General features: G+C 61.7%; 15 protein-coding genes. 12 read left to right on the top strand and 3 right to left on the bottom strand.

All coding sequences use genetic code 11. From position 1 onward, the window contains the following. Positions 1-2 precede the first annotated feature (2 nt). From FHX11_RS13955 to argE, 12 genes are all read left to right on the top strand, one after another. Positions 3-1,649, top strand: a complete 1,647-nt coding sequence (locus FHX11_RS13955; RefSeq protein ID WP_184358247.1) for an ABC transporter ATP-binding protein — start codon at positions 3-5, stop codon at positions 1,647-1,649. Between the two features lie 17 nt (positions 1,650-1,666). Then, the gene (locus tag FHX11_RS13950) at positions 1,667-3,223 is read left to right on the top strand and encodes a hydantoinase/oxoprolinase family protein (RefSeq protein ID WP_184358246.1); all 1,557 of its coding nucleotides are present in this window, start codon (positions 1,667-1,669) and stop codon (positions 3,221-3,223) included. Continuing rightward, positions 3,216-4,349, top strand: a complete 1,134-nt coding sequence (locus tag FHX11_RS13945; RefSeq protein WP_184358245.1) for a DUF917 domain-containing protein — start codon at positions 3,216-3,218, stop codon at positions 4,347-4,349. Before FHX11_RS13950 ends, FHX11_RS13945 begins: the two co-directional genes overlap by 8 nt. A 41-nt stretch (positions 4,350-4,390) precedes the next feature. Next, positions 4,391-5,986, top strand: coding sequence for an ABC transporter substrate-binding protein (locus FHX11_RS13940; RefSeq protein WP_184358244.1), 1,596 nt, complete (start codon positions 4,391-4,393; stop codon positions 5,984-5,986). A 170-nt stretch (positions 5,987-6,156) separates the two neighbouring features. Continuing rightward, the gene (locus tag FHX11_RS13935; protein WP_184358243.1) at positions 6,157-7,233 is read left to right on the top strand and encodes a DUF917 domain-containing protein; all 1,077 of its coding nucleotides are present in this window, start codon (positions 6,157-6,159) and stop codon (positions 7,231-7,233) included. Next, complete coding sequence (locus tag FHX11_RS13930) at positions 7,230-8,768, top strand: hydantoinase/oxoprolinase family protein (protein ID WP_184358242.1); 1,539 nt, start codon at positions 7,230-7,232, stop codon at positions 8,766-8,768. The genes FHX11_RS13935 and FHX11_RS13930 overlap by 4 nt, the downstream gene beginning before the upstream one ends. Positions 8,769-9,296: 528 nt before the next feature. After that, positions 9,297-10,562, top strand: a complete 1,266-nt coding sequence (locus FHX11_RS13925) for an NAD(P)/FAD-dependent oxidoreductase (protein ID WP_184358241.1) — start codon at positions 9,297-9,299, stop codon at positions 10,560-10,562. An 82-nt stretch (positions 10,563-10,644) separates the two neighbouring features. Then, positions 10,645-11,058 (top strand): RidA family protein, encoded by a 414-nt coding sequence (locus FHX11_RS13920; RefSeq protein ID WP_184358240.1) that lies wholly within the window; start codon positions 10,645-10,647, stop codon positions 11,056-11,058. 15 nt (positions 11,059-11,073) lie between these two features. Further along, a complete protein-coding gene (locus FHX11_RS13915) occupies positions 11,074-11,745 on the top strand; it encodes a DUF1028 domain-containing protein (RefSeq protein WP_184358239.1) in 672 nt (223 codons plus the stop codon). Positions 11,746-11,794: 49 nt separating this feature from the next. Further along, positions 11,795-12,745, top strand: coding sequence for a LysR family transcriptional regulator (locus FHX11_RS13910; RefSeq protein WP_184358238.1), 951 nt, complete (start codon positions 11,795-11,797; stop codon positions 12,743-12,745). A 160-nt stretch (positions 12,746-12,905) separates the two neighbouring features. Beyond that, entirely contained in the window at positions 12,906-15,281 is a 2,376-nt protein-coding gene (locus FHX11_RS13905; protein ID WP_348649705.1) for a glycoside hydrolase family 3 C-terminal domain-containing protein, read from the top strand. A gap of 70 nt (positions 15,282-15,351) precedes the next feature. Beyond that, positions 15,352-16,467, top strand: a complete 1,116-nt coding sequence (argE, locus tag FHX11_RS13900; RefSeq protein WP_184358237.1) for an acetylornithine deacetylase — start codon at positions 15,352-15,354, stop codon at positions 16,465-16,467. 139 nt (positions 16,468-16,606) lie between these two features. Here argE and FHX11_RS13895 read toward each other — a convergent pair whose 3' ends face one another. Genes FHX11_RS13895 through FHX11_RS13885 form a run of 3 tightly spaced genes read right to left on the bottom strand, consistent with a single transcriptional unit; the run spans position 16,607 to position 19,471 of the window. Continuing rightward, a complete protein-coding gene (locus tag FHX11_RS13895) occupies positions 16,607-17,692 on the bottom strand; it encodes an ABC transporter ATP-binding protein (RefSeq protein ID WP_184358236.1) in 1,086 nt (361 codons plus the stop codon). A gap of 4 nt (positions 17,693-17,696) precedes the next feature. Next, positions 17,697-18,608 (bottom strand): carbohydrate ABC transporter permease, encoded by a 912-nt coding sequence (locus FHX11_RS13890; protein ID WP_184358235.1) that lies wholly within the window; start codon positions 18,606-18,608, stop codon positions 17,697-17,699. Further along, positions 18,605-19,471 (bottom strand): sugar ABC transporter permease, encoded by an 867-nt coding sequence (locus FHX11_RS13885; RefSeq protein WP_184358234.1) that lies wholly within the window; start codon positions 19,469-19,471, stop codon positions 18,605-18,607. The genes FHX11_RS13890 and FHX11_RS13885 overlap by 4 nt, the downstream gene beginning before the upstream one ends. Positions 19,472-19,492 lie beyond the last annotated feature (21 nt).

The following is a 19,492-nucleotide window of genomic DNA, read 5'->3' as shown; positions in this document are numbered from 1 at the left end:
CCATGAGCGACCCGCTTCTGAAGATCGAGGCTCTGAACGTCTCCTTCACTACCTACGGCCGCACCCGCCAGGTTCTGCGTGATATCGCCTTCACGGTTGAAGCCGGTGAGCGCGTCGCGCTGATCGGCGAGACAGGATCCGGCAAGTCCGTAACGGCAAAGGCGATCATCGGCACCTTGCCGAAGAATGCAACGATCAACTCCGGCGCGATATCGGTCTCAGGGCGGGACGTCCTGAAAATGCAACGGAGGGAGCGGGAAGCGCTGAAGGGCACGGCCTTTTCCCTGATCATGCAGGACCCGCTCTCCTCCTTCAATCCGGTCTTCAAGATCGGCACGCATCTCGATGACGTCATGCGTTTTGCCGACAAGCGCGATGGTGTCAGCTCGTCGAAGGCGGAACGTCGCACGCGGATCGCCGCCGTCTTGCGCCGCGTGCAGCTGGCCGATGCCGAGCGTGTGATGAATGCCTATCCGTCCGAACTTTCGGGCGGCATGCGCCAGCGCGTGCTGATCGGATTGGCGCTTTTGCACCAGCCGAAGCTTTTGATCGCCGACGAACCAGGCACCGCACTCGATGTGACGACGCAGGACGAAATCCTCAATCTGATCAACCAGCTGGTCATCGAGGAGAACATGGCTCTTCTCATGATCACCCACAATCTCGGCGTCGTGCGCAAGGTCGCCGACCGGGTGGTGGTCATGCATCACGGCGATATCGTCGAGGCAGGCCCTTGCCACGAGATACTCACCAACCCGCGTCAGGCCTATACGAAGGCGCTGCTGGACGCGGTGCCGCCGCTCTATGGCGCGCGCGTTATCGATCTGCCGCAGAGCGACCGTGCGCCCATCGTCAAGGTCGAAGGACTGAACAAGATCTATGGCCGGAAGCCCGGTTTCCATGCCGTCCGCGACGTGGACCTGACGCTGCGCCAGGGCGAAATCTTCGGACTGGCCGGCGAATCCGGCTCGGGCAAGACCTCGGTCGCACGCATCATCATGGATCTGTCGAGCCCGACCTCGGGCAGCGTCACCATCGATGCGCCGGCACCGGAGCGCGGCAAGCGGCTGACGCAGATCGTCTATCAGAATCCGGGCACGTCGCTCAATCCCAAGCGCAATGTCCAGCAAACCCTGGCGCTGCCGCTGAAATCCATCGGCATGGATGGACCGGCCCGCGAGGCGCGGATGAAACAGCTCCTGGAGCTCGTGCGCCTGCCGCAATCCTATCTGTCAAAGTATCCGCATGAGCTTTCGGGTGGCCAGAAGCAGCGTGTGGCGATTGCCCGCGCTCTCGCCGCCGAGCCGAAGATCCTGATCCTCGACGAACCGACGGCGGCCCTTGACGTGTCGGTGCAGAAAACCGTGATCGAGCTGCTGCTGCAGCTGCGCGAGGAGCTGGGCCTCACCTATCTGATGATCTCGCACGACCTGTCGCTGATGCGCAATTTCTGCTCGCGTATCGCCATCATGCTGCGTGGCGAGATCGTTGAGGAAGGCCCGACGCCGGCGGTCTTCGCCGCCCCCAATCATCCATACACACGCGCGCTGATCGCCGCGATTCCCGTCGTCACCGACGAGGAGGAAGGCTTGAAGCCCGCCGTGACCGAGGAAGAGCGCATGCGCTTCCTCGTCAAAACCACAGACTGATCGAAGAGGAGCCTGACGTGTATCGCGTTGGAATTGATGTGGGCGGCACCAATACGGATGCTGTCGTCCTGGAGGGAAAGACCGTTCTGGCCGGGGTCAAGGCCTCGACGACCGAGGATGTGACGTCGGGCGTGATCGAGGCGCTGGAGAAAGTCATCGAGGCCTCCGGCATCGACCGGACAAGCATCGCGGCCGTGATGATCGGCACGACGCATTTCACCAATGCGGTGATCGAGCGCCGTCACATGGACGAAGTCGCGGCCATCCGGCTGAGCCTGCCCTCAGGCGCCGGCCTGCCGCCGATGGTCGATTGGCCGGACGATCTGCGCGAAATTGTCGGCAACCACGGTTATCAGGTGAAGGGCGGCTACGAATTCGACGGACGCGAGCTTTCGCCGCTCGATGAGGATGCCATCGTGCGCATCGCTGGCGAAATCCGCGCGAAGGGCCTGAAGGCTGCGGCGGTGACCTGCGTCTTCAGCGGCATCAACGATGCGATGGAGTTGCGCGCCAAGCAGATCCTGCAGCAGCATTGCCCGGGGCTGCCCGTCGTCATGTCGAAGGATATCGGTCGCCACGGCCTGCTGGCGCGCGAAAGTGCGGCGATCATGAATGCGAGCCTGCTGTCGCTGGCCGATCGCACCGTTGCTGCCTTTGGCAAGGCGTTGGCTGCGGCTGGCATCCCGTGCCCGTTCTACATCACCCAGAACGACGGCACGCTGATGGCGGCCGATGTCGTTCGTGCTTTTCCGGTGCTGACCTTCGCCTCCGGTCCGACCAATTCCATGCGCGGTGCGGCATTCCTGACCGGGTTGAAGGACGCCGTCGTGGTCGATGTCGGTGGCACGACCACGGATGTCGGCGCGCTCTCGCACGGTTTCCCCCGCCAGGCTTCCACGACCGTCGATATCGGCGGGGTCCGCACCAATTTCCGCATGCCCGATGTCTTCTCGATCGGCCTCGGCGGCGGTTCGTTTGTCGTTAAGAGCGATACGGGTATGTCAGTTGGACCGAAGTCGGTCGGTTATCGCGTGCGCAAGGAGGCGCTGTGCTTTGGCGGATCGACGCTGACCGCCACCGATATCGCGGTTGCCGATGGCAAGGCCAATATCGGCGATCGGGCACTGGTCGCCAATCTCGACAAGGGTCTTGTCGATTCCGCCATCGGCAAGATCAACGCCATGCTGGAGGCCTGCGTCGAGCGGAGCCGGATCTCCTCGACGCCGGTGCCGGTGATTGCTGTCGGCGGCGGCTCGATCCTGATGGCGGATCGCATCGGCGATCTCGACGTCATTCGCCCGGAGAATTTCGCCGTCGCAAACGCCGTCGGCGCCGCTATCGCCCAGATCAGCGGTGAGACCGATCGCGTCTTCTCGCTCGTCAACGGTCGCACCCGCGAGAGCGCGCTGGCAGAAGCCGAGGCGGAAGCTCGCGAAAAGGCGATCGCGGCCGGCGCGCTTGCCGAAACTCTTGAGGTTATCGAGCGCGAGGACACGCCGCTTGCCTACCTGCCGGGCAACGCCACGCGCATTCACGTCAAAGTCGTCGGTGAAATGGGAGGCCATCATGCCTGAGACGCGCAAGCAGAAATACGATGATGCCGCTCTGCGCCGGCTGACGCCCGAAGATCTCGATGCGTTGGAAATCGGCGCGGGCATTCTCGGCACCGGCGGCGGCGGCAATCCCTATCAGGGCAAGCTGCTGGCCCTCGAGGCGATGAAGGCCGGCTATGAAATGAAGGTTCTGGCGACTGATGCCATCGAGCCGGACGCTCTGTGCATGTCGATCGGCGGTATCGGCGCACCGGTCGTCGGCGTCGAGCGTATCCGCGAAGGGCGTGAAGGGCTGCGCTGCCTGCGCGCCATGGAAGAGCTCATCCGCACGCCGATCGATGCGATCGTCTGCGAGGAGATCGGCGGTGCGAATTCCATGAACCCGCTTGTCACGGCGGCGCTCGGCGGCTTGCCCATCCTCGATTGCGACGGCATGGGCCGGGCATTCCCCGAAATGCAGATGACGACCTTCTCGATCTACGGTCACAGCTCGACGCCTTCGGTGATGTGCGACCTGCATGGCAATGCCGTCATCTTCAGCCATGCCGTCTCCGAGGTTTGGCACGAGCGCATGGCACGCGCCTGCGTGGTGGCGCAGGGCGGCGCGGCGATGCTGGCGACGGCACCGATGCAGGCGCATTATGTCCATCAATACGGCATTCCGAAGAGCTACACCAAGGCGATCGCGCTTGGCGAAGCGGTGATCCGGGCGCGCAAGGCGCAGGAAGATCCGATCGCGGCGGTTTGTGCGCTGGAGGGTGGCCGGCGCGTCTTCAACGGCAAGATCACCGACCTGAAGCGCCATCTGCGCGGCGGCTTCGTCGTGGGCGAAATGGAGCTTGCCGGCTTCGACGATTGCAGCGGCCAGACTGCCAGTGTGGCGATCCAGAACGAGTTCCTGGTCTTCCGCCGTGATGGCGTGATCGAAGTTTGCGTGCCGGATCTGATCGTTCTTCTCGATGTCGATACCGGCTATCCGATCACCACCGAGATGCTGCGCTACGGCCAGCGCGTCGCGATCATCGCCATCCCCTGCCACGAGCTGCTTCGCAGCGCCCGTGCGCTCGATGTCGTCGGTCCTGCGGCCTTCGGCTACCCGGACATCACCTATTCGCCGTTGCCTGGGCCCGAACGAAAGGCAGTCTAACCATAAGCGGGGCAGTTCCCGCATGAAAGAGGAGAACTAGAATGAAGATGGGTTTCAAAAGTCTGCGTCTTCCGACGCTTCTGCTTGCCAGCGTCATGGCGTTGCCGCTGACGTCGGTCGTAGCGTCGGCGGCCGACAAGGTGTCGATTGCCGTCAACACAATGCAGATTTTCAGTTCGCTCGATCCGGCTAAGGTCACCGACTATACCGGCTACATGGCGATCGTGAACATGTATGATGCGCTCACGACTGTCAGTCCCTCGGGTGAGATCGTGCCTCATCTTGCAAAATCCTGGGACATCTCCGGGGACGGTCTGACCTACACCTTCCATCTTCGCGATGACGCCAAGTTCCAGGATGGGACGGCCGTCAAGGCATCCGATTTCGTCTGGTCCATTCGGCGCCTGATTGGTATCAACAAGGGGCCGTCGAACCTCATCGTCGGCCTCGTGCAGCCCGACAACATCACCGCGCCCGACGACAAGACCGTGGTCGTCAAACTTGACCGGCAGTTCTCGCCGTTCATGGCCGTCACGCCGTTGATGATGGCGCTGAACGAGAAGCTGATCGAGGCCAACGCCAAGCCGGACGATAAATGGGGCGAAGCCTATGTCGGCGAACACTCGGCTGGTTCGGGCCCTTACAAGCTCGTCAGCTACAATCGCTCCGCCGATATGGTGATCGCCCGCAATCCCGATTACTTCCTCGGCTGGACAAAGGGAACGCCGATCGACGAAGTGCGCTTCGTGCAGACGAGCGACGACGCCACCGTCAAGGCGCTTGCCGAAAAGGGCGAGTTGGGTCTCTCCTCGCATGGTCTTGGCAACGATACTTACGAAACTCTCGGCAAGATGCCGGGCTACAAGCTGCTCCAGTCGACGACGGCCGGCGGCTTCGTCATCAAGCTGAACAGCAAGGTCTATCCGACCGACGATGTGCATGTACGCCGCGCGATCGCCTATGCCACCGATTACAAGACCATCCAGGAGGCGATCTATCCGGGCTTCGACATGACCGGCCCGCTCTCGACCGTGTTCAAGGATGCCCATAACGACGATATTCAGCCCGGCGTCTTCGATCTCGACAAGGCGAAGGAAGAGCTCGCCAAGTCGAAATATGCCGGCCAGAAGATCACGCTCGTCAACAGCTATGTCGCTTCGCTCGCCTTCGAGTCCGAAGTGGCGCTGCTGATGCAGGCCAATCTCGAGCAGATCGGCATCACGCTCGATATCAAGCCCGAGCCCTGGAACCGTATCGTCGAGCTTTCGTCGAAGCCGGAAACCACGCCCGCTTCGACGCAGGTCAACATCTCGCCCAACTATCCGTCGCCGGACGCGATTTTCTATAACCAGTATCACTCCAAGGCTGCCGGCACCTGGATGTCGATGGAATGGCTGCAGAATCCCGACGTCGACGCCCTGATCGACAAGGTAAGGGCGACCACCGACATCAAGGAGCAAAACGCGGCCTATAAGGAATTGCAGGTAAAGCTTGCCGAGCTGCAGCCCGACGTATGGGCCGTATCGCCAAACCGGCGCTATGCGGCGAACAAGTGCCTTCAGGGCTACGAGTTCATTCCCATGCAGAGCTGGGACCTGAATTTCTCGAACTTCCATTGGGACTGCAAGGCGAACTGATCCTCGCCTGCACAAGACATCGACCCGACCCCATTCGGGGTCGGGACAGCGGGAGCAAGTCCAGGAAAAGTGCGGCGCGATTTTCCGTCAGGAATTGCGAGAAAACAAAGAGATGGAGCGGCTCGGAGTTTCCGTGAAAAGCCGAACTGCTCTATTGCCGAAGGTGAAACATGCTTCAGGAATTTTCCGAAGACGATATCGAACCGCTTGCAACCGGAGCCTGGATCCTGGGAACCGGAGGCGGTGGCAATCCCTATATCTCGACCCTTAACCTTCGCAGGCTCTACGCCGAGGGCCGTCGCGTGCAGGTGATGGACCCGATGGCGCTCGATGATGACGACATGGTGGCCGTCGTTTCGAAAATGGGCGCGCCGCTGGTCGGGCAGGAGCGTCTCAGCGATCCCGTGCATCTGGCGCGCGCGGTCGAGGTCATGGAAGATTATCTCGGCAAGCCCTTTCGCGCGATCATGAGCGTCGAGATCGGCGGCTCGAATGCGCTGTCCTCCTTTCTTGCCGCCGCGATGCTCGGTCGGCCGGTCGTCAATGCCGATGCGATGGGACGGGCCTATCCCGAAGCGCAGATGACCTCATTCGCTATCGGCAATCTGCCGATGTATCCACTTTCCCTCGTCGATGTGCGTGACAACGAAGTCATCGTCACCAAGGCGGCTTCCTGGAAATGGATGGAGCGCATCTCGCGCAAGGTCTGCACCGAAGTGGGCTCGACCGCCGCCACCTGCAAGGCGCCGCGCACCGGCCGCGAGGTAAAGGAATGGGGTATCCACTACACCATCACCAAGGCGACGGAACTCGGCCGCACCGTCATCGAGGCGCGTGCGCGTCACGACGATCCGGTGAAGGCGGTTCTCGATCACGAGGGCGGCAAGCAACTGTTTCGCGGCAAGGTGATCGATGTCGCGCGTGAAACCACCGGTGGCTTCCTGCGCGGGCGGACCGTGATCGAAGGCATTGATGCCGACAGGGGCGCGCGCATGGAACTGGCCTTCCAGAACGAATGGGCGGTCGCCTTCCGGGATGGCGAGCCGGTGGCGATGACGCCGGACCTTCTTTGCCTCCTCGACACGATTTCCGGCAGTGCTATCGGCACGGAATCCCTGCGTTACGGCCAACGTGTGACCGTTATTGCCTTGCCTGCGCCCGAACTTTTGACCTCGCCTGCGGGGATAGCAGCCGTCGGCCCTCGTGCCTTTGGCTATGACATTGATTTCAGATCGGTATTCGCATGAAACGCATCGGCATTGACGTTGGCGGCACCAATACGGATGCCGTTCTGATCGATGGTCAGACGATCATCGCTTCCATCAAGGTTCCCACCACGCAGGACGTGATGTCAGGCGTGAAGGCGGCTTTGAGCCACGTCGCCGGCCATGCCGGTGCGTCCGGCCGGCCGATCGACGCCGTGATGATCGGCACCACGCATTTTACCAATGCCGTCGTCGAGCGGGCGCGGCTGGAAAGGGTGGCGGCGATCCGCGTCGCGCTGCCGACAGGCGCCTCCCTGCCACCGATGTGCGATTGGCCTAGTGATCTGCGCGCAGCTGTCGATCCCCTTATCTTCATGGTGCATGGCGGCCATGAATATGACGGCAGCCCGCTCGTGCCGATGGTCCCCGACGAGATCCGCGATGCTGCGATGAAGATCCGCGATGCCGGCATCACCTCGATCGCGATATCGGCAACTTTCTCTCCATTGACGACCGAATGCGAGGTCAGGGCTGCCGAGATCGTCCGCTCGGTCATCCCGGATGCAAGGATTACGCTATCGCATACGCTTGGGCGGATCGGATTGCTCGAGCGCGAGAATGTCGCGCTTCTCAATGCGGCGCTGCAGTCGCTCGGTACAACCACGGTCCAGGCGTTCTCGGATGCGCTGCGCGAGGCAGGCGTTGCCGCGCCTTTCTACCTGACGCAGAATGACGGTACGGTGGCGCTGGCGGATGTCGCCGCGGCCAATCCGGTTCACAGCTTCGCCTCTGGTCCGACGAATTCGATGCGGGGTGCCGCCTTCCTGACGGGGCTGAGCGACGCCATGGTCGTCGATGTCGGCGGCACGACTTCGGATATCGGTTGCCTCGTTGGCGGCTTCCCGCGTGAGGCCAACAACATCGTCCATATCGGCGGCGTGCGCACGCTGTTTCGCATGCCCGATCTTCTGCCGATCGCGCTTGGCGGCGGTACGATCATCGATCCGGAAACCGGCAAGATCGGCCCGCGCTCGGTCGGCTATCGCATCCTGACGGAGGCGCGCGTCTTCGGCGGCAATACGCTGACGACCTCGGACGTCGCCGTCGCCGCCGGTCTGATCGAAATGGGGGACAAGGATCGTGTCCGCGATCTCGATCCGTCCTTCGTCAAGGCGAGCCTTGAACGCGTCCGCGATATGGTGACAGACAGCTTCGACCAGATGAAGACGTCGGCCGAGGATGTGCCCTTGATCGCTGTCGGCGGCGGCGCCTTCCTGATCCCCGACAGGATCGCGGGAGCCTCGGAGGTTCTACGCGTCGAGAATGCCGGCGTCGCCAACGCGCTCGGCGCCGCGATGGCTCAGGTTTCGGGCGAGGTCGATCAGGTGTTTTCAGGATTGAGCCGTGACGAGGCGATCACCAGGGCAGAGATAGAGGCGCAGGATGCCGCCGTCGCTTCCGGCGCCAACCGCGAAAGCCTGAAAACCCTCGAAGTCGAGGATATCCCGATCGCCTATCTGCCCGGCGGCGCGCGCCGTGTAAGAGTAAGGGTCGTCGGCGATATCGCCTTCAGCTGAAATGGCGCGTCCGGTCCAGCCGAGCGGGCATCGTTCATGAGAGCGGTGATCGGCATACAGGGTATGCCCGATATGGGAGCGGAGCGGGACATGAGCATTGTTGATGATTGAATGCCGTTTATGTTTTTCGCCATGCCGACGGCGCGGCGCGTGGACGATGCTTGAGCAATCGACACTGCCGGGCCGTTAAACGCCGGATCATCCCAGCCCAAAAGAGCGCATGAACATTACTGGGCACGGGGTCTTCAGTCATGAACGCCGCGCAACATATGTGGCGAAGAGCATCGCTTGCCAATCAGGCTCCGGATATCTGCTCCACTCTCTCCGACGTTGGAGCCTCCGGCGAACCCGGCGCGGTTCGTCACCGCCCTCTAAGCATTTCGAACTTACTCTGCCATCATCAGACGTTCATGCTTAGCGCCAGGCTAAGCACTGCGAAATGAAAACGTAATTTTCTACCCAGATCGAGTGCACTACAGCTGCGATGAGAAACCGCACAAGGCCCTGAAATGGGAAGAGGACGCAGCTATGTCAGTTGAAATCGTGGACACTCTGGTTGTCGGCGCCGGCCAAGCTGGAGTTGCCATGAGCGAACACCTGAGCAAGGCTGGTGTCTCTCACCTTGTGCTGGAGCGCAGCCGGATTGCCGAGCGCTGGCGTTCGGAACGATGGGATTCTCTGGTTGCCAACGGTCCCGCGTGGCATGATCGTTTCCCCGGGCTGGCGTTTCCCAATGTGGATCCGGACAGCTTCCCGCCAAAGGAAGCCGTTGCCGATTATTTCGAGGCTTACGCAAAGCAAATCGACGCCCCCATTCGCTGTGGTGTAGACGTGCGAAGCGTCGAAAGACATGTTGGCCGCCCCGGCTTCCGTGTGGAAACGTCCGATGGTGTGATAGAGGCGCAGAATATCGTCGCCGCGACCGGCGCCTTTCAGGTTCCTGTCGTTCCCGAGCTGATTGCGGACGCGCCGGATATCGTGCAGATGCATTCGACGAAATATCGCAATCCGGGCCAATTGCCCGAGGGTGCCGTTCTCGTCATCGGCGCGGGTTCGTCGGGGACTCAGATTGCCGAGGAGCTTCTTCTGGCGGGACGGCGCGTCTATCTGTCCGTCGGTCCGCATGATCGCCCGCCGCGGGCCTATCGCGGCCGCGATTTCTGCTGGTGGCTTGGGGTTCTCGGAAAATGGGACGCCGAAACACCCGGGCCTGGCACCGAACACGTGACGATCGCCGTAAGCGGCGCGCGCGGCGGTCATACCATCGACTTCCGTCGTCTGGCTGGGCGGGGCATGACCTTGCTCGGCCGTACGATCTCCTGCGATGGGACCAGCTTGAGCTTCTCCGATGATCTGGCCGAAAACCTGGCGCGGGGTGACGCCAATTATATGGCGCTGCTGGACGAAGCCGACGCATATGCGGCACGAAACGGCATCGAGCTGCCGGCAGATCCGGAAGCCCGCAGGATCGAACCGGAGCCGGATTGCGTTGCCAACCCGATCCTCAGCCTCGATCTGGCGCAGGCCGGCATCCGCACGATCATCTGGGCGACCGGCTTCTCCGTGGATTACAGTTGGCTGAAGATGGATGTCCTCGACGAGCGTGGCCGTCCGAAGCACCAGCGCGGCGTATCGCCCGAGCGTGGCATCTATTTCCTCGGTCTTCCGTGGCAATCACGCAGGGGATCGAGCTTCATCTGGGGAGTCTGGCACGATGCCAAGCATCTCGCTGACCGCATCTCGACCCAGCGCAAGTATGACGAATACCGTCCCTCTGGCCATGACGGCAGCTGAGAGCTGCCGTCAGCAAGACATTCTGCATTCGCCTCAGCCGCCGCAGCAAAAGGCACGTTTCTCAATTCCAGGGAGTTCGAACATGGTTCATACCCGCATTCGCAAGTTCAATACGAAAGATACCTACCCGGAGCAGAAGCTGGATAACGATCTGTGCCAGACGGTCGTCGCCAAGGGCACCATGGTCTTCGTGCGCGGTCAGATCGGCCAGGATCTCGATAGCTCCGCCAGCGTCGCCATCGGTGACGTCACGGGCCAGACGGAACAGGCCATGGCCAATATCAAGATGCTGCTGGACGAGGCCGGCTCGTCGCTCGATCACGTCTGTAAGATCACCATCTACATCGTGGACCCGCGCTATCGTGAGGCCGTTTATCGTGTCGTCGGCAAGTGGCTGAAGGGCGTCTTCCCGGTCTCGACAGGCATCGTTGTCTCGGCGCTCGCCCGCCCCGAGTGGCTGGTGGAAGTCGACGCCATCGCCGTCATTCCTGAATAAAGGGATCGCGATCTCATGACCTTCTCCATCGCCGCCCGCTGCGCCGAAACCGGCATGTTCGGTATCGCCATCTCTTCCTCTTCGCCGGCTGTGGCGGCGCGCTGCTCGCATGTCCGCGCCGGCGCCGGCGCTGTGGCCAGCCAGAATATCACCGATCCGGGTCTGGGCATCTCGGGTCTGGAGATGCTGGCATTGGGCGCGACGGCGGAGGATGCCCTGGCGCGCCTCGTGGCGTCGACGCCTTTTGCCGCCTATCGGCAGCTCGCCATCGTCGATGCACGCGGCAATGTTGCCGGCCATTCCGGCGAGCGGACGTTGGGTATCCATGCCATGGCGAAGGGAGCGGGTTGCATCGCCGCTGGCAATCTGCTGGCGAATACCGATGTGCCGCAGCATATGATCGCGGCCTTCCAAGCGGCTGACGGCGATCTGCCGTCGCGGCTGGTTCGAGCCCTCGCGGCCGGTCTTGAGGCGGGCGGCGAAGCAGGGCCGGTGCGTTCGGCCGGGCTGAAGGTCGTGCGCGACGTCGCCTGGCCGGTCGTCGATCTGCGTGTCGATTGGCACGACCAGCCGATCGCGGCCCTGCAGGATCTTTGGTGCGTCTACGAACCGCAGATGGAAGACTATGTCAGGCGCGCGCTTGACCCGAGCGCCGCTCCATCCTTCGGCGTCCCCGGGGACGAATAATGCGCCCATCGTTGCTTGTTCTTTTGGCTAGCGGATTTATAAAGGTGCGATGAGATACACGCTCCGTCAGATCGAATATTTCATTGCGACTGCGGAGACAGGAAGTATCACGCTCGCGTCGGAGCGGTTGAACATCTCCCAGCCATCGATTTCGACGGCGATTACCCACCTGGAGACCGAGTTGCAAACGCAGCTCTTCGTGCGTCATCACGCGAAGGGGCTGTCGCTGACGCCGGCCGGGCGGCTGATGCTGGTTGAGGCGAAGCAACTCGTCGAGCAGGCGGAAAACATCTATACGGTTGCCTCGGAAGTGAACGACAAGATCAGGGGGCAGCTGTCGCTCGGCTGCATGGTCACGCTCGCGTCGATGATCATGCCGGAGCTGTCGCACTCCTTCACCTCCGCCTTTCCGGAAACCCGCATCATTCAGACTGTCAGCGACCATGAGGAGCTGCTGGAAAAGCTGCAGCATGCCGAAATCGACGTCGCGTTGAGCTATGACCTTCTCATTCCCGAAGGCTTCGACTTCGTGCCACTGGCCACCCTGCCGCCGCATATCCTCGTCGCCGAGGCGCACCCTTTTGCGCGCTATTCCTCCATCAGCCTTGACGAGCTCGTCGATGCGCCCTTGATCCTGCTGGATCTGCCCATCAGCCGCGAATATTTCCTCGGGCTGTTCGCGAAATCGGGCGTCGAGCCGACCATCGTCATGCGGTCGGCGTATCAGGATATTATCCGCACGATGGTAGCAAACGGCTACGGCTACACGATCGCCAATGTTCGTCCCCGCTCGCAACTCGCCATGGACGGCCGGCCGGTGGTTCGCGTTCCAATCTCCGGCGGGCAGAAGCCGATGGTCATCGGCGTGATCACGCTCAGTCAGAACCGCAAGTCACGGCTGATCGAAATGTTTCAGCAGCATTGCCAGTCCTTTGTGTCGGATGCCTATATTCCGGGAATGGTTGCGCCCACCATGGAGCGGCGCAAGGCGCCGGGCTGATCCGGCAGCCAAGTTTTTGACGAAGCGTCGCCTCGGAAAAAGATCATTTCTCCGCGCACGGCCGGGTGCCATGATCGATCGCAACAGCTTTTCCGGTTACGGTCCGGCGTTGCTCGACCTTCCGTAGATTGCCTGTGCAGAGATATCTTGGAGACATGACGTGACTTCAGACAAGCTTATCAGTGGTGACTTCGCGGCGCTGATCGCGGAAATGACGACCGAGGAAAAAGTCGCCCTTCTGGCCGGGCATCGCATGTGGAAGACCAAGGCGATCGAGCGCCTGGGCATTCCGAGCATCGTCATGACCGACGGCACCTACGGCGTGCGCTATTCGATCCACCAGATCGACAACGACCAGGCCGGCGGCGTCGACTTCTCCGCTTTTCTCAATGTTGTCGGCCAGCGGGCCAGCCATGTCGAGGTGGCATGGGGTGCGATGAAGCAGGCGACCTGCTTCCCGAACGGTTCCAGCCTCGGCTGCTCCTGGGATGTCGATCTCGCCCATGACCTTGGGACGGCGCTTGCCATGGAATGCCAGGAATTCGGCGTGCACCTGCTGCTCGGCCCGGGCATCAATATCCGCCGCACGCCGCTCGGCGGCCGCTCCTACGAATATTATGCCGAAGATCCGGTCGTCAGCGGTGATTTCGCCGCCGGCGTCATCAACGGCTTGCAGGAAAACGGCGTCGGCGCCTCGCTGAAGCACTTCGCCTGCAACAACTCCGAAGTCGAACGTACATCGATGGATTCCGTCGTCGACGAGCGGGCACTGCGCGAAATCTATCTGAAGGGTTTCCAGCGGGCGATTGCCAAGAGCAATCCCTGGACGGTCATGAGCTCCTATAACCGCCTGAACGGTGTCCAGGCCGCCGAGGACGCCTGGCTGCTGACCAAGGTGCTGCGCGAGGAATGGGGCTATGATGGCCTCGTGGTTTCCGACTGGCACGGCATCAAGGATCGCCCCGCATCGCTCAACGCCGGCAACGATCTCGACATGCCGGAAAGCGAAACGCGCAAGAGCGATCTGCTGGACGCCATTAAGGCCGGCAAGGTGGACATGGCCGTCGTCGACGAGGCCTGCGCGCGGGTTTTGGCGCTGGTGCGCGCCGGCAAGCGCGGCGAGCGTCGCGATACGGTCTTCGATCGCGATGCGCATCACAAGCTCGCCCGCCGCATGGCCGGAGAATCGATGGTGCTGCTGAAGAACGATGATCAGCTCCTGCCGATCACGCCTGCCAGGGTCAAGCGGATGGTGGTCATCGGCGAAGGCGCCGGCGTTCCGGTCATCCAGGGTTCGGGCTGCGCCACCACGACGCCGACCCTCGTCGATGTGCCGATCGACGAGATCATCAAGCTGGCCGGCGACAGCATCAAGGTTGATCGATATCGTGGCACCAGCGAGGTGGAAGGCGAGCGCGCGGCGCTGATCGCGGAAGCCGTCCAAGGCGCGCGTGGCGCCGATGTCGTGGTCATCTTCGTCTCCACCGAGAACGGCTATGACGGCGAAGGTTCGGACCGCACGACGCTCGATCTCGCGCCGGGCCATGATGCCCTCGTCAGCGCCGTTGCCGCCGTCAATCCGAATGTCGTGGTCGTCATTGCCAGCCCGGATGCGGTGGTCATGCCGTGGATTTCGGAGGTGAAGTCGATCGTCGAGATGTTCTTCTCCGGCCAAGCGACCGGTGGCGGCATTGCCGATATTCTCTTCGGCGTCGTCAACCCTTCGGGTAAGTTGACCACGACCTTCCCGAAGCGCATGCAGGACATGCCTTCCTATCTCAGCTATCCCGGCGAGAACGGCCGGCACTCCTACAGCGAAGGCATTCATGTCGGCTACCGCTGGTACGATGCCCGCGAGATCGAGCCGCAATATCCCTTCGGCTTCGGCCTCAGCTATACCAGCTTCGCCTATTCGGACCTGACGCTGGACCGCGCGGAGCTGAATGCCGGCGAGGCGGTCGTTGCGAGTTTCACGGTGACCAACACCGGCGCCGTTGCCGGCAAGGAAGCGACGCAGCTCTATGTCCGCTACGGCAAGCCGAGGCTGCAGCGGCCGAAGCGCGAGCTGAAATCCTTCGCCAAGGTTCATCTCGAGCCCGGTCAATCGAAGCGCCTGACGCTGACCGTTCCGGCGGCCGACTTCGCTCTCTATGATTCCGGCAAGGGCCGCTGGATTCTCGATGACGATGCCATTCACATCGAAATCGGCTCATCCTCGCGCGACATCCACCTGGCAGCGCCATTGCAGATCCGTTCGCGCGCCTCGCGCCACCGCGAAGTGAAATGGGACACGCAGCCGGTCTTCGTGCTCGCCAATCCGATTGCACGGGCGAAGTTCAACCAGTTCCTGCAGAAGCATCTGTCGATCGACGAGGAAGCCGCGGATCGGATGCTGGAGCATTGCGCCAATTCCTTCTTCGGCATGTTCACCACCTTCGACCGGCGCTTTCGCCAAGCCTTTCCGAAGGCGGATATCGCGGCTCTGCTGGCCGACATCAACAAGACGATGGCTGACGAAGAGACCATGGCGAATTAATGCGCCGTTGAAGACAGATCCCGATAGAGGCTCGCAATGCATGCGGGCCTTCCTTTTTTGAGAGTATGCCTTGAACACGCTCGACCTGCTTGATCGCCTCATCGCCTTTCCGACAATCAGCGCCGACAGCAACCTGCCGCTGATCGATTTCGTCCGCGGCTATCTGACCGACCGCGGCTTCGAGTGCCGCCTTATTCCCGATGGCAGCGGAGAAAAGGCGAACCTGTTTGCCACTATCGGGCCGAAACAGGACGATGGCATCGTCCTTTCCGGCCATACGGACGTGGTTCCGGTCGCGACGCAGGCATGGACATCGGACCCTTTCAAGCTGACGCGGCGAGGCACACGGCTGCATGGCCGGGGCGCCACAGACATGAAAGGCTTTCTTGCCTGCGTCATGGCCGTTGCGGATCGCATCGATCCGAAGGCATTGAAGCGTCCGCTGCACATTGCCTTTTCGCACGATGAGGAGATTGGCTGTGTCGGTGTGCGGTCGCTCATCGATGCCTTGGCGAAAGAACAATTCAAGGCGTCGCTTTGTATCGTCGGCGAGCCGACGTCGATGTCGATCGCTCTTGGTCACAAGGGCAAGCTGGCGGCGCAGGCACGTTTTCGGGGCGAGGCGGGACATTCTTCGCTGGCGCCGCGTTTCGTCAATGCCATCCATCTCGCCTGCGATTTCGTCGCCATACTCCGCGCCGCACAAAGGGAGATCGTCGAGACCGGCCGGCAGGATGCGGACTATGACATGCCGTACACGACGGTTCATGCCGGCAAGATCGCCGGTGGCGAGGTTCTCAATATCGTTGCCGAAAGGGCCTCGGTCGATTTCGAGATCCGCCATCTGGCGGAGGATAATATCGAGGACATCCTGTCCCGCATCCGCGCCTCCGCGGGCGCCGGGACAGACATCGACGTCCGCAACGCCTATCCGGGGCTGGCAACGTCAGACGACAGCCCTGCCGTGGCCTTCGCAAGGCACCTGCTCGGTAAAGCGCCGATGACCAAGGTGTCGTTCGGGACGGAAGCCGGATTGTTCGCGACACGGCTGGGTCTGGAAACCGTGGTGATCGGCCCCGGCAACATGAACCAGGGGCACCAGCCGGACGAATATATCGAAGAGCAGGAGCTGCAGCGCTGCGATGCCATGATGGACCGGCTGATCGAGCAGCTCTGCCGGGGATAAGGAGGCAGGCCGCATTCGGCGACTGCGCAGGCAGCGCTTGGAGTGGTTCAGCGCTTCACCGGACCGCTGAACCACTCTATCCTTTTGTTTTTACGCAATTCCGGACGGAAAACCGCTCCGCACTTTTCCTGGAATTGCTTTAGAGGCGCTGCTCGCTTTCCTTCGAGAAGATCGAGGCGGTGGCCGGATTGAATGCCAGGCGTGCGTCTCCGGACAGTCCGCGCGCCTTTGCGGTGGGCAGGCGGACCGACAGCTTCTGTTCGCCGAGCGTAAACCAGACAAGCGTATCCGCGCCCATCGGTTCGACGAAGGTGATCGGCGCCGGAAGCGTCGGCAGGGTTGCCCGTTCGTCGGCGAGCTGGATATCTTCGGGTCTGAAGCCGATGACGATCTCCTGGCCATCGATGGCCGGCTGTCGGAACGGATAGGCGTCGATCGGCAACAGATGGTCGCCAATGGCGGCCATCGGCTCGCCATCCTCGATCCGGATGCGAGCCGGCAGCAGGTTCATGCCCGGCGATCCGACGAAACCGGCGACGAACAGGGTCTCGGGCTTCTCATAGAGTTCGTCCGGCGAGGCATATTGCTCGATCTTGCCGCTCTTCATGACGGCAACGCGGGTTGCCAGCGTCATCGCTTCGATCTGGTCGTGGGTGACGTAGACGATCGTGCTGCGCAGTTCCTGATGCAGCTTCTTGATCTCCAGCCGCATCTCGGTGCGCAGCTTGGCGTCGAGGTTGGACAGGGGTTCGTCGAACAGGCAGATCGGGCTGCGGCGCACCAGCGCCCGGCCGATTGCCACGCGCTGGCGCTGGCCGCCGGAGAGCTGCGACGGACGGCGATCGAGCAACGGCGTCAATTGCAGCAGGTTGGCGGCCCATTCGACGCGCTCGGCAATCTCGGCCTTCGGCAGCTTGTTGACGCGCAGACCGAAGCCGAGGTTCTTGCGCACTGTCATCGTCGGGTAGAGCGCGTAGGACTGGAAGACCATCGACATATTGCGGCGGCTGGAATCGACGTTGGTCACATCCTGGCTGCCGGCGATGATCTTGCCGGTATCGAGGTCCTCCAGGCCGGCGATGACGTTGAGCAGCGTCGACTTTCCGCAGCCCGAAGAGCCGAGCAGGACGATGAACTCGCCGCTGGCAACCGACAGGTTGATATCGCGCAGGATATGCTGCTGTCCGAAGGACTTGTTGGCGTCGATAACGGAGATCTGTGTCATTGCATTAGCCCTTCACCGCGCCGGCGGCGAGACCGCGCGCAAAATAGCGTCCGGAAAGAATATAGATGAGAAGCGGCGGCAGCGCGGTGAGGAAGGTCGCGGCCATGTTCACATTGTATTCTTTGACGCCGGTTGTTGTATTGACGATATTGTTGAGCTGTACCGTGATTGGCAGGTGGTCCCGCCCGGCGAAGATCAGGCCCAGGAGGAAGTCGTTCCAGATGCCCGTCGCCTGCATGATGATGGCGACGACAAGGACATTGACCGACATCGGCAGCATGATCTCGAAGAAGATCGTGAAAAAGCCGGCGCCATCCATCTTCGCCGCCTTCGAAAGCTCCGGCGGCACGCCCTGGTAAAAGTTGAAGAACAGCAGCGTCATATAGGGCAGGCCGAAGATGATGTGGATCAGGATGATCCCCGGCAGCGTGCCGTAAAGGCCGACGGTGCTGAAGATCCTGACCAGCGGATAGAGAATGACCTGGTAGGGAATGAAGGCGCCGAGCATCAGCGACAGCAGGATGACGCGGCTCAATTTCGACTGCCACTGCGACAGCGCGAAGCCGGTAAGCGCGCCAAACAGGATCGAGAAGATGACGCTGGGCACGACAATCTCGACGGAGTTCCAGAAATTCCCGTGAATGCCGTTGCATTGGATACCCGTGCAGGCCGTCAGCCATGCCTTCGTCCAGGCATCGAAATTCAGGCCCTGGGGCAGGGTGAAGATGTTGCCGGTGCGCAGCTCGTCGGCTGTCTTCAGCGATGTCGAGATCACCAGCAGCAGCGGGATCGCGTAATAGACCAGCGCGAGCGAAAGGATGACATAGAGAAGGATGCGGCCGGGCTTTGTCTTGGCTGTGCGAGGCACGGCATGGATCGTCGAAGCGCCGGATTGGGCGAGAGGGGTCGCAGTCATCGCTTCTGCCTCTTGAGCTCGATATAGACATAGGGAGAAAGGGCGCAGATGACGGACAGCAACATCAGGATCGCGGCTGCTGCCGCCGTGCTGATATTGGCGCGCTGGAACAGCAGGTCGACCACGAATTTTCCGGGCACATCGGTGCTGATGCCGGGACCGCCGCCGGTCATGGCGACGACGAGGTCGTAGCTCTTCACCACGGCGGTTGCCAGCAGGATGACGCAGGTGAGGATCAGCGGGCGCAGCATGGGCAGCACGATGCTGATATAGGAGCGCCAGACGGGGATACCGTCGATCTTGGCGGCCTTCCAGATGTCGCTGTCGACGCCGCGAAGGCCGGCGAGCATGATGGCCATGACGAGGCCCGAGGACTGCCAGATGGCAGCGATCGAAACGGCGTAGATCGCCTTTTCCGGGCTCGCCAGCCAATTGAACTGGAAGCTTTCCCAGCCGAAGCCGCGCACGAGGGCTTCGATACCGGTCGTCGGGTTCAGCAGCCATTGCCAGGCGAGGCCGGTCACGACGAAGGACATGGAAAGCGGATAGAGGAAGAGGACGCGGAAAAGCCCTTCGGCCTTGACGTTTCGATCGAGAAGCGCTGCCAGCGTCGTGCCGATGATGAGCGAGCCGGCGATGAACAGGCTACCGAAGATCAGCATGTTGGCGAAGGCGGTGTGCCAGCGCGGCATGGACAGCAGCGCCGCATACTGACCGAACCCGTAGAACGTGTAGTTCGGCAGCATCGTCGAATGCGTGAGCGAAATATAGAATGTCCAGAGGATCGTGCCGTAGAAGCACACGGCGATAACCACGGCGCTGGGCACAAGCGTCAGCTTGGCCGCCAGGTTCTTTTTAAACATTGCTTGCCCCCGTTCGTCGAC

Origin of the sequence: Rhizobium sp. BK602 (assembly GCF_014195095.1) — a bacterium.
In the GTDB taxonomy this organism is placed as follows: domain Bacteria; phylum Pseudomonadota; class Alphaproteobacteria; order Rhizobiales; family Rhizobiaceae; genus Rhizobium.
The sequence above is the reverse complement of the archived record's forward strand: the minus strand, read 5'-3'. Positions and strand labels throughout refer to the sequence as shown.